The 13,001-nt window shown below is 60.9% G+C and carries 11 protein-coding genes; 5 read left to right on the top strand and 6 right to left on the bottom strand.

The window, feature by feature from the left end; translation table 11 throughout:
• Positions 1-27: 27 nt before the first annotated feature.
• The 5 genes from CQ009_RS12350 to CQ009_RS12330 all read left to right on the top strand — a co-directional run bounded on the left by CQ009_RS12350 (position 28) and on the right by CQ009_RS12330 (position 6,467).
• A complete protein-coding gene (locus CQ009_RS12350) occupies positions 28-1,266 on the top strand; it encodes a cytochrome c (protein ID WP_371920141.1) in 1,239 nt (412 codons plus the stop codon).
• Entirely contained in the window at positions 1,263-1,736 is a 474-nt protein-coding gene (locus CQ009_RS12345) for a (2Fe-2S)-binding protein (protein ID WP_064390037.1), read from the top strand. The genes CQ009_RS12350 and CQ009_RS12345 overlap by 4 nt, the downstream gene beginning before the upstream one ends.
• On the top strand, positions 1,733-3,967 hold the full coding sequence (locus CQ009_RS12340) for a molybdopterin cofactor-binding domain-containing protein (protein ID WP_105706464.1): 2,235 nt from the start codon (positions 1,733-1,735) through the stop codon (positions 3,965-3,967). Before CQ009_RS12345 ends, CQ009_RS12340 begins: the two co-directional genes overlap by 4 nt.
• Before the next feature lie 170 nt (positions 3,968-4,137).
• Complete coding sequence (locus tag CQ009_RS12335; RefSeq protein WP_064390035.1) at positions 4,138-5,250, top strand: alkene reductase; 1,113 nt, start codon at positions 4,138-4,140, stop codon at positions 5,248-5,250.
• A gap of 257 nt (positions 5,251-5,507) precedes the next feature.
• Positions 5,508-6,467: a DMT family transporter gene (locus CQ009_RS12330; protein ID WP_064390034.1), complete on the top strand. Its 960-nt coding sequence runs from the start codon at positions 5,508-5,510 to the stop codon at positions 6,465-6,467.
• Between the two features lie 29 nt (positions 6,468-6,496).
• Here the strand turns inward: CQ009_RS12330 and CQ009_RS12325 are convergent, their stop codons facing one another.
• From CQ009_RS12325 to CQ009_RS12300, 6 genes are all read right to left on the bottom strand, one after another.
• Positions 6,497-7,426 (bottom strand): ZIP family metal transporter, encoded by a 930-nt coding sequence (locus CQ009_RS12325; protein WP_064390033.1) that lies wholly within the window; start codon positions 7,424-7,426, stop codon positions 6,497-6,499.
• Positions 7,427-7,488: 62 nt separating this feature from the next.
• On the bottom strand, positions 7,489-7,737 hold the full coding sequence (locus CQ009_RS12320) for a hypothetical protein (RefSeq protein ID WP_026000673.1): 249 nt from the start codon (positions 7,735-7,737) through the stop codon (positions 7,489-7,491).
• A gap of 204 nt (positions 7,738-7,941) precedes the next feature.
• Positions 7,942-9,432: an aldehyde dehydrogenase gene (locus CQ009_RS12315; RefSeq protein ID WP_105706462.1), complete on the bottom strand. Its 1,491-nt coding sequence runs from the start codon at positions 9,430-9,432 to the stop codon at positions 7,942-7,944.
• Between the two features lies 1 nt (position 9,433).
• Positions 9,434-10,336, bottom strand: a complete 903-nt coding sequence (locus tag CQ009_RS12310; RefSeq protein WP_064390031.1) for a dihydrodipicolinate synthase family protein — start codon at positions 10,334-10,336, stop codon at positions 9,434-9,436.
• A gap of 132 nt (positions 10,337-10,468) precedes the next feature.
• Positions 10,469-11,785, bottom strand: a complete 1,317-nt coding sequence (locus tag CQ009_RS12305; protein ID WP_105706461.1) for an FAD-binding oxidoreductase — start codon at positions 11,783-11,785, stop codon at positions 10,469-10,471.
• Between the two features lie 126 nt (positions 11,786-11,911).
• Entirely contained in the window at positions 11,912-12,979 is a 1,068-nt protein-coding gene (locus CQ009_RS12300; protein WP_105706460.1) for a GlxA family transcriptional regulator, read from the bottom strand.
• Positions 12,980-13,001 lie beyond the last annotated feature (22 nt).

Here is a 13,001-nt window from a genome sequence, read left to right as displayed (position 1 = left end):
CTGAAGTCCAGAACGCTATGGATCAGCGTGGCCGTCGTCGCCGTGCTCGGCCTGATCGGCGCCATTTGGCTGATGTGGCGCCCAGCGATTGCGCCCATCGAGCGCCCGACGTTGTTCGATACTGCGCAGTTGCAACGCGGAGCGCGGGTGGTCGAGGCCGGTGATTGTGCGGTCTGCCATACCCGCCCCGGTGGCGAATATCTGGCCGGCGGGCTGCCGCTGGTAACGCCGTTCGGCACGTTGTACAGCACCAACATCACCCCGGACGTAGAAACCGGTATCGGCCAATGGTCACTGCCGGCCTTCGAGCGGGCGATGCGTCAGGGCGTTGCTCGCGACGGTCACTTGCTCTATCCGGCGTTCCCCTACGTGCACTACCGGCGCATGAGCGCAGCAGACATCGCCGACGCCTACGCCTACTTGATGAGCGGCCCCGCCGTGCACGCGCCGGCCAAGCAGAACCAGATGAATTTCCCGATGAACATTCGCCCGTTGGTGGCGTTCTGGAACTTGCTGTTCCTGCACGGAGAGCCATTGACGCCGCTGGCACAGCGCAGCGAGGCGTGGAATCGCGGGCGCTATCTGGTCGACGGCCCGGGGCACTGCGCCGGCTGCCATTCGCCGCTGAACCTGATCGGCGCGGAAAAATCCTCGGAGTATCTGCAGGGCGGCAGCGTCGATGGCTGGCAAGCGCCCGCGTTGGTCGGTATGGGCCAACGCGGCAACCCGTGGCGTCGTGAGCAACTGGTGAGCTATCTGCGCGCCGAAATCGTTGATGGCCACGGCACACCCGCCGGGCCGATGCGTCCGGTCAGCTTGAGTCTGGCGCGCCTGCCCGCCAGTGAAGCCGAGGCGATTGCCGAATATGTGCTCAGTCTGGAAAACCCGCCTTCGGTGACAGAGACGCCACCGAAGACGCCTGCCAATGAACCGGCAGACCACTCGACCGGCGCCCTGCTCTTCAGCAGCGCCTGCGCCGGTTGCCATGGTGCGGCGGCGCCAATGCGCACCATCGATGGTCGCCCGGGCCTGCAAAACACCTCGGCGTTGCAAGCGGCCAGTTCGCGCAACTTTCTCAAAACCGTGCTTGAAGGCTTGCCCGCCACGCCAGGATCGCCCGGCCCACTGATGCCTGCATTCGCCGCCAGCCTCGACAACGCGCAGCTCGGTGCACTGGCCGCGTATCTGCGTCAGCAAGCCAGCCCAGATCAGCCGTGGGCCGACCTCTCTTTCACTATTGAAGCGTTACGTCAGGAGACGAAATGAGCCAGATCACCCTCAACGTCAACGGAGCCGCGCAACCGCTTGAGCTGGAGCCGGACATGCCATTGCTGTATGCGCTGCGCAATCACTTGAACCTCAACGGCGCCAAATACGGCTGCGGTCTCGGTCAATGCGGCGCCTGCACGGTGATCGTCGATGATCGACCAGTGTTCGCCTGCCTGACGCCCTGCGCCGGCCTCGAAGGCAAAAAAATCCGCACCGTGGAAAGCCTCGGCAGCGCGGAAAAACCCGGCCCTCTGCAAGCTGCGTTCATCGAGAAACAGGCTGCGCAATGCGGCTACTGCATTGCCGGCATGCTGATGCGCGCGCAGGCGTTGCTTGAGCGTAATCGCCACCCTGATGACGCGACCATTCGCGAGCACATGGCCGGCAACCTGTGCCGCTGCGGTACGCACTTGCGGATCATCGAGGCGATCAAACAGGTGGCCGGGCACAACGGGAGCCTGACATGAGCGAGTCGAACGGTTTGAACCCGAGCCGACGCGCCTTCCTGCGCGGCGGCGCGTTGCTGATGGCGTTTACCTTGATGCCGGTGGCGCGGCGTGTGTTGGCGGATACGGAAGTCGATACGCTCGGCACCGTGGTCCTCGCGCCTGACCTGCCCGGAAGCCTGCGCACCAACCCGTTTCTCGACGCCTGGATCCGCATCGGCGCTGACGGCATCACCGTCTACACCGGCAAGGTCGAGTTGGGTACCGGGGTGAAAACCGCGTTGCTGCAAATCGCCGCCGAGCGTTTGCAGGTACCGGCATCCGCGATCAACCTGCTCACCGCCGACACCGCGCTGACACCCAACGAAGGCTACACCGCCGGCAGCCACAGCATTTTCGACAGCGGTACCGCGTTGTATAACGCCGCCGCGCAGGTGCGTGAAATGCTCGTCGATGCCGCCGCGCGCCGTTGGCAGGTTGATGCTGCACTGCTCAGCACTCACAACGGTGTGATCGAAGGCCCGGCCGCTCAGCGGATGAGTTACGCCGACGCGGTCAAGCATGTCGATGTGCACCAATACGCCAAGGCTCAATCACCGGCGATGGCCGCCGCTGACTTCAAACTGATCGGCCATTCGTTGCCGCGCCTCGACATCCCGGCGAAGGTCAGCGGCGGCGCGGCGTTCGTCCAGGACATGCGCCTGCCGGGCATGCTGCATGCGCGGGTGATCCGCCCGCCGCGTCCGGGCTGCACGCTACAAGCATTCGATGCGGAGTCCATCGAGGCGTTGGCTGGCGTGGTCAAGGTGATCCGCGACGGCAACTATCTGGCGGTGGCCGCCGGTGATGAGTGGCAAGCGATCAAAGCCATGCGCAGGGCCAGCGAGGTGACGCAATGGAGCGAGGGCGAAGCGATTCCAGAGGCGGCCGAGATTCATGGTCTGCTCAAACGCCTGCCCTCACGGCGCTATCCGATCAGCAACAGCGGCACGCCGAGCGGCGCGGCCGACACGCGTTTTCAGGCGCGGGTCACCAAGCAGTATTTGATGCACGGCTCGATCGGCCCGTCTTGCGCGGTGGCCTGGTTCAAGGACGGCAATCTCACGGTCTGGACCCACACCCAAGGTGTTTATCCGCTGCGCGCCGGCATTGCCGAAATGCTCGGTCTGCCACCTGAGCGGGTGCGCTGTATTCATACCGAAGGCTCAGGTTGCTATGGGCATAACGGTGCCGATGATGCCGCGGCCGATGCTGCATTGATTGCTCTGCGTGTGCCCGGTACGCCGGTGCGCGTGCAATGGATGCGCGAACAGGAAAATCTTTGGGAGCCGTATAGCTCGGCGATGGTCACCGAAGTCGACGCGGGCATCAGCCAGGGTCGGCTGCATGACTGGGCCTACGAACTCTGGACCACACCGCACAACGAACGCATCGTCAACGCCGGGCGTCTGCTGCCGGCACGCTTGCTTGCGCGGCCCTTCACCTCAGCGCCCTCCGTGCCGATCGCCCAGCCCGAAGGCGATGGTGATCGCAACGCGGTGCCGCTGTACGAGTTGAACTCGAAGCGCATCAATATGACCTTCGTCACCCAGATGCCCTTTCGCACCTCGGCCATGCGTTCGCTGGGGGCGCACATCAATATCTTCGCCATCGAGGCGAGCATCGACGAGTTGGCGATCAGGGCCGGCATCGACGCGGTCGCCTTGCGTCTGGCCCATCTCAGCGACCCGCGTGCTCGCGCGGTGGTAGAACGTGTGCGTGATGAGATCGGCTGGCCGCAAAAAAGCAGCGAGCCCGGCGCCGGGATCGGTTTCGCCTTCGCCCGCTACAAAAACATCATGGGTTACTGTGCCATCGCGGTGAAACTTCGGGTGCATCCGCAGACCGGCGAGATCCGCATCGATCACGTGGTGACGGCGGTTGACGTTGGCCAGATCGTCAGCCCCGACGGCCTGCGCAATCAGGTCGAGGGCGGCATCGTGCAGTCCGCGAGCTGGACCCTGTACGAAAAAGTCGCCTACGACGCCGGGGGCATTCGTAGCTACGACTGGAGCGGTTATCCGATTCTGCGCTTCACGCAACTGCCGAAAAAAGTCGATGTGCATTTGCTCGACCAACCGGGAGAACCGTTCCTCGGTGCCGCTGAAATTGTCCAGGGGCCGATGGCCGCCGCCCTTGGTAACGCCGTGACCAACGCCACCGGCCGGCGCTGGCTGAACCTGCCGCTGACGCGCTCAAACCCACCCGCCTGAGCCACGCCCGTGTTCATCGCTGATGAGCAAGGGTGCCGTTGCGCCCTGCGCAAAACAGCGTAGCGCCGGCCACCGATTATCAGCCCCGCTGAGCGCGGTTAAGTTAGCGGCACTGGTTCGCGGCGCCGCTGCCGCGCTTGAATTCCCCTTATTGAAATCTGGAGCTACCCATGACCCGTCGTCTGTTCCAACCCCTCGCACTCGGTCCTTACACCCTCGCCCATCGCGTGGCCATGGCGCCGTTAACGCGCTCACGCGCCGGCCAACCAGGCGATGTGCCAACGCCGATGAACGCCGAGTACTACCGCCAACGGGCCAGTGCTGCGCTGATCATCACCGAGGCCACGCAAATCTCCCGGCAGGCTCAGGGTTACGCCTGGACGCCGGGCATCTACAGCCCTGAGCAGGTGCGGGCGTGGCGTGACGTCAGCGCGGCGGTGCATGAGGCTGGCGGGTTGATCTTCATGCAGCTGTGGCACGTCGGTCGGGTGTCCCACCCCAGCTTTCAACCCGATGCCGGCCTGCCCGTTGCGCCGAGCGCGCTGCCGGTGCCGGGCAAGACGTTTATCGTCGACGACAACGGTAACGGCGTCTGGGGTGATGTGCCGGTGCCACGCGCGCTGGAAACCGCGGAAATCGCCGGTATCGTCGAAGACTACCGCTTGGCCGCGCGCAACGCGCTGCAGGCGGGCATGGACGGTGTAGAGATTCATGCCGGTAACGGTTACCTGCTCGATCAGTTTCTTAACAGCAACAGCAACCAGCGTGACGATGCCTATGGCGGCAGCGTGGAGAATCGCGCGCGGTTTCTGCTGGAAGTGGTCGCGGCCGTGGCTGAAGAAGTTGGCGCCGAGCGGGTCGGCGTACGCCTGACGCCGATGGGCCGTTTCATGGGCATGGGCGATGACACCCCGGAAGCCACCTTCGGCCACTTGGTCGAGGCGCTCAACCAATGGAACCTGGCCTATCTACACCTGGTCGAGCCAGCGATGGTCGGCACAGTCAAAGATGAAAATTTCGACCCGCGCTGGGACGCGATCATTGCCCAGTTGCGCAAAACCTGGAACGGCGTGCTGATCCTGGCGGGCGGCTACGATGCGCAATCTGCCGAACAGGCGCTGATTGCCGATCGTGCCGACATCATCGCGTTTGGCCGCCCATTCCTGGCCAACCCTGATTTGCCGCGTCGACTGCACGATGGCCTGACACTCAACACGCCGGACCCTGGCAGCTTTTTCGGCGGGGATCAGCGTGGCTACATCGATTATCCATTTCATGCCTGAGCAGAAGCAGACGACCCGCCTCTCATGAATGTGTAAATCCCTGGAAGCAGGGGCCGATGGGCCCCAGCTCTATCAAGTCATACGATCTCCACACTCAATCAAAGGCGCGAAAAATCCAGCATAAAGCCGAACATATGCGTAGCTGTGCGCTTTCAGGTCTATTGCCCGACGTCGCCGAATGCGATAAAACGGGCTGGTTGTACGACAACCTAATAAAAACCAAGTCGTTCGAACGGCTAACAATCCTGAGATCTGCCATGCCTCGCCCTACCGCTACGCAAACCGTACCGCCGCCCTACCCCCGTTATCTGGCGGTGATCATTCTGTTGTGCATGGGCTGTGCGTTTGCCGGCAATCATGTGGCGGCGCGAGTCGCATTTGATGATGGTGCGGGTGTGCTGCTGGCGATTTTGATGCGGTCCGGCGGGACCTTGCTGGTGCTCGCGATTCTGGTGCTGTGGCAACGACAAAGCCCGCGCTTGCCGGCGGGTGCCTGGCGCTGGCAACTGTTGCTGGGGTTGCTGATCACTGCGCAGAGTCTGTGCCTTTACTCTGCTGTCGCACGGGTGCCGGTGGCGCTGGCCCTGCTGGTGGCAAACGTATTCCCTATTCTGCTGGCATTGCTCACTTGGGCGCTGGGTGGTCAGCGACCGAGCGCACGCACTGCGACGTTAATGGGCTTGATTCTACTGGGCCTGGTGTTTGTGCTGGACGTGCCCGGGCGTCTTTCGACCACGACAGACGTCAGTGCGCAATGGCTGACGGGCGTCGCACTCGCATTCTGCGCCGCCAGCGTGTTCGCCTGCGCGCTGTGGATCACCGACCACAAACTGTCTCAGGTACGCGGCTCGGTGCGCAGTCTGCTGACCATTTTCATCGTGTTCAGCAGCGTCAACCTGGCAGGGCTGACGGGCGCCCTTCCCGGCGGATTGAACCTGCCCGCCACCTCGACCGGATGGCTGGCCCTCGCCACCTTGGTGGTGCTGTACGGCACCGGTTTTATCGTCCTGTTCATTTCCGTGCCTCGACTCGACATGCCGCGCAATGCGCCGGTCATGAACATCGAGCCATTGGCAACGCTGCTGATGGGCTGGATTGTGCTGGACCAGATGCTCAGCAACGGACAGATTCTCGGTGGGGTGATCGTGGTCACCGGCATCGTTTTGCTGACCTATCGTAAATCAGTGGTCAGGGGTGAGGTTAAAGCCAGTGCGTGACGGTTTCTCTCCATTGGTCAGGTTCGTGATTAACCCAAAGCAGTGTCGAGAAACATCATCACCCCAAAGCCGAGCATCAGTCCCAACGTGGCCGGGGTCTCATGCCCGTTGCGATGGGTCTCGGGAATGACCTCATGGGACACCACAAAAATCATCGCCCCGGCTGCCAGACCGAGCGCAATGGGATATCCCAACGCAAAGCTGCTGGAAATACCCAAGCCGACGATGGCGCCAATGGGTTCCATCAACCCCGAACCCACCGCAATCAGCGCTGCGCGCAGTGCGGAGATGCCGGTTACGCGTAATGCCAGGGCGACTGCCAGACCTTCAGGAATGTCTTGAATGGCGATGGCAGTCGTCAGCGGCAGTCCCACCTTCATATCGCCGTTGGCGAAGCTCACGCCAATGGCCATGCCTTCCGGCAGGTTATGCAGTGTGATTGCCAGGACGAACAACCAGACACGATTGATGCGCTGCGCATCTGGCCCCCGGCGTCCGCTTTTCTCGTGTTCGTGAGGCACGAAACGATCAAGCCCGACCATCAGCGCGACGCCCAGTCCCAATCCTGCAACGACGACGCAAGCTGCGAGCAACGGGTTACCGCAAAGCGCCTGAGCCGCTTCTATGCCAGGCAGAATCAGCGAAAACGAACTGGCCGCCAGCATCATCCCGGCGGCGAAGCCGAGCATGATGTCTTGGGTTCGGGCGGCGATGTCTCGTAACGCAATCGCTACGACAGCGCCCATTGCCGTGGCAGCGAAGCCTGTCATGCCACCGATAAAGGCGAAGTGCAGATTCTGTTTGTTGGCCCCGACGAAGGCGCCATAGCCGCTAATCAGCAGGAAGACTGTCACGCCGATCAGAATCGACCAGAAGACGCGCCCGCCCCATCCGGACCCAGAGAAACGGGCGAACCAGGAGCGAGCAGGTGCAGCTGATGAGGTCAACGGCTCGGGCATGGAAATCTCCTGTTTTCTTGATTCGATCTTTCAGAGGATGCGGATAACGACCGTACATGACCTCAATGGTAATCGTCTCCAGCGACTGCGCGCAGGTAGGCGACGTCTGCTTCTCTGCGCAGGTCGCGCCACTCGTCCCAGCTGAGCAGGCCCAAACGATCCATTTCATCCGATTGGCGCACCAGTTCGTCGTGATAGGCGTCTGGGCAATCCATGCGCAGTTCAAGGTTTTCCAGTGCGCGTTGCCAGGCAGCCAAAGCGAGTAATCTGGTTTCTTGTGCGAATGTCAGTTGGTTCTTGAACGCGTTCATTTCGCCCACCCCGAATATTTCCCGGTTGAGCCAGCGGTTTCGAGTTAGGTTCAAAATGTCTGACGAAAAGCGGATGACTGAAAGCTTTCTGCTGATGTGGTCACCAACAATTCCAGTTCATGGATTGGTTAACGGTATGGGGCAATCGCCCCGCCACTCAATCCAGTGGTCGGGGCGATCCGGCTTCTTGCGGCGAAGTTGCTGTCAGGATGCGTCAATCCAGATGGTTTTGATTTCGGTGTATTGGTCATGCGCCCAGATCGACTTGTCGCGCCCGCCGAATCCCGACTCCTTGTAGCCGCCGAATGGCGTAGAGGCGTCGCCCTCACCGAAGCAGTTCACCGTGACAATCCCGGCACGGATCCCGCGCGAGAGTTTCAGCGCATGGCGCAGGTTGCCGGTGTAAGCCGATGCCGCCAGGCCGTAGGCCGTGTCGTTGGCCAGTTCAATGGCTTCGTCGACGGTCTGGAACGTGGTGACGCTCAGCACCGGGCCGAAGATCTCTTCCTGGAACAGGCGACTATCGCGGTTCACGCCATCAACGATGGTCGGTTCGACGAAGATGTCTTTGGCCGTCTTGCCGCCCACCAACACGCTGAGGTTCTCGTCGCGGGCAACGTCAAGGTAAGAACGGACTTTCTCGAAATGCGCCTTGCTGATCATCGAACCCAAGCGGTTCTCAGGATCGAGTGGGTCGCCCATTTTCCAATCGCCCAGATGCACCTGCACACGCTGCAACAGTTCTTCCTTGATGTCGGCGTGCACGATCAGCCTTGATGAGGCCGAGCAGTTTTCACCCATGTTCCAGAACGCGCCGTTGACCACATGCTGAGCGACGACATCGATGTCTTCGACATCATTCATCACCACGGCCGGGTTCTTGCCGCCACATTCCAGCACGATGCGTTTGAGGTTCGATTCGCTGGAGTATTTGAGAAACAGCCGCCCGGTGGCGGTTGAACCGGTGAAGCTGACCATGGCCACGTCAGGATGACGCCCCAACGGCTCGCCCGCCTCCTTCCCTCCCCCGGGCACGACGTTAAACACACCGGCGGGAATCCCCGCCTGATGCGCCAGTTCGGCGACGCGCAAAGTGCTCAAGGTGGTTTCCTTGGCCGGTTTGACCACGATCGAGCAACCTGCTGCCAGCGACGGGCCGATTTTCCAGGCGAGCATCAGCAGCGGGAAGTTCCACGGCAGCACCAAGCCGACAACCCCGATCGGCTCGCGCACCACCATGGTCACTGCACCCGAGCCGACGGGCGCCGTAGCGTCGTAAATCTTGTCGATCAGCTCAGCGTGCCAGCGCAACGTATGAATCGTTTCCGGCACGTCGATGTTCTGACATTCACGAATCGGCTTGCCACTGTCCAGGCTTTCGAGCACCGCCAGTTCGTGGGCGTTGTCCTCCAGCAACTGAGCAAAGCGCAGCAATACCGATTTGCGTGCCGACGGCGCCAGTGAATGCCAGCGTGCGTCGGCGAAGGCCTCCTTGGCCGCCGCTACCGCTGCATCGACATCGTCGGCATTGCACGCGGCAATTTCAGTCAGCACCTGATCGGTAGCCGGGTTGGTTGTGGTGAATGTCTTGCCCGATCTGGCGGCGCAGAACTGCCCATTGATGAACGCTTGATTGCGAAACTCGAGTTTCGCAGCCAGTCCACGGTATTGCTCTTGACTCAGCAGATCTGCCATTTCAAGCCTCCTCGACGATACGCGCGACGTTGTTCTGAAGGGTTTTGATCACGCTTTCCAGCGCTTGCTTCTCGGAAGGCTCCAGCGCTTGCAGTGGCGCCCGGACACCGCCGGCACGCAGGCCACTGAGTTCGCTGCCATGTTTGATCGATTGCACGAACTTGCCGCTCTCGAGGAAATCCATCAACGGCAGCATCGCCGACATGATCCGCCGGCCCTTATCGAAGTTCTTCTCCAGGACACAGGCTTCGTAGAGCGCAATGTGTTCACGCGGGATGAAGTTCGAGCCGGCGCACACCCAGCTGCGCGCGCCCCAGGCGAAGAACTCCAAAGCCTGATCATCCCAGCCACAAGACAACTGGATCGACGGATGGGCATGAGCCAGACGGTGCAGGCGACTCATCTCGCCCGAACTTTCCTTGATGGCGGCGATGTTCTTGCAGCCGGCAATCGCTTGGAAAAACTCGTCGCCCATCGCCACGCCCATCCGCGACGGATAGTTGTACAACATGATCGGCAGCCCGGCGGCCTTGTCCACGGCGAGCACGTGAGCGGCAATTTCCTTCTGCGTCGGCAAGGCATACGGTGGCGAACCGACCAAAATGGCGTCCGCTTCGAGGGACTTGGCTTTTTCGGCGAAGTACACCGAGTCTTCGGTACGAATGCCGCCAGTGCCGATGACCAGCGGCAAGCGCCCACGAATTACATCCTTGGCACGCTCGGCCACGGCCACCCGCTCCTCGGCGGTGTGCGCGTAATACTCGCCGGTGGAGCCGCCGATAACGATGCCGTGAACCTTGGACTCGATCAGGTATTCGAGCACCTCGGAGAACGCCGAATAGTCGATCTGGCCATCAGCGGACAACGGGGTAATGGCAGGGGTAAAAATTCCGTCAAAGTTCATAGCGTTTTCTCCAGTGGTTCAATGTTCAATCCGTGCGCCCGACGGCATGCCGGGCAGACCGTGGTTATTGGCGGCGCAAGCCTTCAGGACGGCAGCAAAGCGACGAGGCTTCAGCGACTAGTCAACGCAGACTCAGCTTTCTCTCCCGGCGCGGTACTGCCCCCACTTGAGGTTCATGTTCACCCCCAGCGAAAGAAACGGTTCTGGCGGGTTGCTGTTGGGCCCTGGCGCCTGCAACAGGAAATCAATCAGTGGGTCGCGCTGTCCCGCCAGCCAGTCCGCGAGCAACTTGCCGGTGACGGTTCCGCGCGTGACGCCCAGACCGTTGCAGCCGAGCGCGCCATAAACATTGGGCGCCAGTTCACCGAAGAAGCCGTTGTGATTGCGCGACATGGCCAAGGCGCCGCCCCAGGTGTATTCAAACGTCACGTCCGGCAACATCGGGAAACGCTGATCGAATGACGCCTTGTGCCGGCGCACGAAACGTTCGTTGTATTTGCTGTTGCTGCGACCATCCGGGTTGAAGGTGAAACTGTTGCGGATCAGCAGGCGGTTATCCGGGGTGCGGCGCACCGTGGTGCCGAACGGATCCGCCGGAATGGCGCCCCAGAACGGTTTGCCGCCAAGGCGCGCCTGTTCCTCTTCGGTCAGCGGCCGCGTGATGCTGGCGTAGGTGTAGATCGGCAACATGCGCCCTTGCAGGAAACCGAAACGCATGCCGAACGAGTTGTTCGCCAGAATCAGCTTGTCGGCAGTGATGCTGCCGTGAGCGTGCTTGAGGACAGTCTTGGCGCCGTACTCCACTTCCAGAATCGGCGTGCGCTCATACAGCGTGACGTTCGATGGCAGATTGTCGGCGAGGCCTTTCACCAGCCCGGACGGTTGCAGTAGCACCGCCCCCGGGGTGAACAATGCCTTGCGGTAAAAGCGCGTGCCCAAGTGTTCGGGCAACTCATCGGCATCAATCATTTGAAAAGGCTGATCGAGTTTTTCCAGGCCCCGGCGATAGGCATCGAGGACGGCAATACCGCGGGTCTCTACCGCCGCCTGATATTTGCCGCAAGCTCTCATCTGGCATTCGATACGGTATTGATCGACCAGCTCGCGAAGTATCGATTGGCCGGCCAGATTGAGTTTCAAACTGGTGCGTGCAAGCGCGATGTCACCGATGTAATCCTCAGCGCCAATATCATGGGGAAGATCAATGGCAAAACCGGCATTACGCCCCGACGGGCCCAGTCCGACTTCCTGCGCTTCGATGAGCACCACTTCGTCGTCGGGAAAATTCAACGCCAGTTGCCGCGCGCACGCCAGACCCGTGAAGCCGGCACCGATGATCACCCAGCGGGCTGAACGGTGCCCGCGGTGAGCCGGCTCGGGACTGCGTGGCTTGCTCAAGTGAAACCAGCCACAACTATCATCATCGGCGGGTAATGAACTGACTTTCATAGTGTTGAACCGTTAATCGTTGAAGTTGCAAAACGCACGCGGCACAAAGCAAACGCACGCAGTGGCGTTGATCCGGAAACTTGCAAAACTGGCACTTGCGCAAACAGTGACGATTAACTGTTTGTTCTAAAAATTGGCCGCCACGGCATAACGTCCGCTACTGGCATAGTCGTTGGCGTAGTAATAATCCCTGAAGGTCATGGGCGGTAAGCCGAACAGGTCCTTGAAGCGTTTATAGAAGTGCGGATAACTGACAAACCCGGTGGCCAGTGCCACATCCGTCAACGAGCGGTCACTTTGCACAATCAATTGCCGAGCCCGTGTCAAACGCAGCTCCAGGTAGTAGCGATTCGGTGCCGCATTCAGGTAACGGGCAAACCTTCTTTCCAGTTGCCGGCGTGACACGCCGACCTGGCTGGCGATTGCATCGATTTCCAGCGGTTCCTCAATGTTCTTTTCCATCAAGTCGAGCGCGATATTCAAAGGCTTTGGAATCGAAGAGCAGCGAAGGCTGTCGGCGTTTGCCGCAAACTTCGGGTGAGCTTGTCCAGGTTGGTGAACCCGTTTTATTTCATCGACCAGTGCCGCATCGTTGCGCGCGCCCAGTTCCTGCATGATCGCCAGGGTCATATCCAGCGCCGAATGAGCGTTGGCGCAAGTGGCTCGGCGCTGTGTGCAAACAAACTCGCGAGTCGAAACGTTCAACTGCGGGAAATATTCATGGATCAGGCCGCAGCTGTCGCTGTGACAAGCAAAGTCCCCAGTCTCTAGCAAACCGGCGTCAGCCAGATAAAACGCGGCATTCCAGCAACCGGCGACGATCCCTTTGCTCGCGGACTTCTTCAGCACTCGGCGCAGCACTGGCTGCGGGGCAAGCCTCACACGCTGGCCACCGACGACAATCACTGCATCATGACTGAAGCCTTCTGCGACCAGCCTTTGCGAGGCCAGCGACACGCCGATATCACTTTCAACCAGCCCGCCCTGAACGGAGTAAGTGGATACCTCGTAAATCGTCTCGCCGTTGATCAGGTTTCCAGTGGCCAGGGCATCCATCGACGTTGAAAGCGTCGTCAACGAAAAATGATCGAGCAGGATAAACGCCACCCGCACCACACGTTCATGGCCCGACATCACGGTGGATTGGCGAAATCCGGTGTTCTGTTGTTTCAACGGACTCTGGAACGTTTCCATCTTGCGTCACCCGCTCACCTTC

Origin of the sequence: Pseudomonas sp. MYb2 (genome assembly GCF_002979955.1) — a bacterium.
In the GTDB taxonomy this organism is placed as follows: Bacteria; Pseudomonadota; Gammaproteobacteria; order Pseudomonadales; family Pseudomonadaceae; genus Aquipseudomonas.
The sequence above is the reverse complement of the archived record's forward strand: the minus strand, read 5'-3'. Positions and strand labels throughout refer to the sequence as shown.